The following is a 1,129-nucleotide window of genomic DNA, read 5'->3' as shown; positions in this document are numbered from 1 at the left end:
CAGTTGTCGGTCTATCGGAAGTCGGTCTGGGCCTGGACGAATTGGTGCGACACGGAGCGCGGCAAGTGATTCAGCAGGCAATCGAAGCGGAGCTGTCGGCGCTGCTGGAGCGATTCGAGAACGTCAAGACCTTGCATGGACAACGCGCGGTGGTACGCAACGGCTATCTGCCGGAGCGAGAAGTGTTGACGGCAGCCGGGCCGATTCCAGTGAAGGTCCCCAAGGTTCGCGATCGATCAGGATCCGGTGTGAAGTTCAATTCCTCGATTGTGCCGCCGTATGTGCGGAAGTCGCCGCGCGTGAGTGCCGCGCTGCCGTGGCTTTATCTGAAAGGCATCTCGACGGGCGACATGAGCGAAGCGCTGAGCGTGCTGCTGGGTGAGGACGCCAAAGGCTTGTCGGCCAATGTGGTGAGCCGTCTGAAGGCGCAATGGGCCGATGAGCACGCCAGTTGGAGCCAGCGTGACCTGTCGAAGTCGCGGTATGTCTATTGGTGGGTCGACGGCATTCACACCGGGCTGCGCAGCGAGAACTCAGACGGCCAGTGCCTGCTGGTGATCATCGGCGTGAGGCCCGATGGGCGCAAGGAACGAGTCGCAATCGGTGACGGTTATCGCGAATCGAAGGCATCCTGGCAGGAGTTGCTGCTCGATCTGAAATCGCGTGGCTTGCAGGCAGGTCCGCTCCTGGCAGTCGGCGATGGCGCGATGGGCTTCTGGGCCGCGTTGGAAGAAGTGTTTCCCACGACGCGCGGCCAGCGCTGCTGGTTCCACAAGATGGGCAACGTCCTGAACGCGCTGCCGAAGTCACAGCAGGGCAAAGCCAAAGCAGATCTGCAGGCCATCTGGATGGCCGCCACGCGAGCCGACGCGTATGCGGCGTTTGATCGTTTCGTGACGGTCTACGCGGCGAAATATCCGAAGGCCACGGAAACGTTAAAGAAGGATCGGGAGAGCCTGCTGGCTTTCTACGACTTCCCGGCCGAACACTGGCAGCACCTGCGCACAACAAACGCGATCGAGTCGACGTTCGCGACGGTGCGCCACCGTACTACGCGTACGCGCAACTGCGTGTCGCGACCGACCTTCCTCGGTCTGGCATTCAAGCTAATCGAGGAAGCGGAAAAAAC

1 protein-coding gene is annotated in these 1,129 nt (G+C 61.3%); it reads left to right on the top strand.

From position 1 onward, the window contains the following. Window positions 1-26 precede the first annotated feature (26 nt). Window positions 27-1,129 (top strand): IS256 family transposase (locus tag GCT13_RS47830; protein ID WP_152768448.1); only part of this gene is annotated, 1,103 nt, incomplete at its 3' end.

The sequence above is a fragment of the Paraburkholderia franconis genome (assembly GCF_009362735.1).
Lineage (GTDB): Bacteria > Pseudomonadota > Gammaproteobacteria > Burkholderiales > Burkholderiaceae > Paraburkholderia > Paraburkholderia franconis.
The sequence above is the reverse complement of the archived record's forward strand: the minus strand, read 5'-3'. Positions and strand labels throughout refer to the sequence as shown.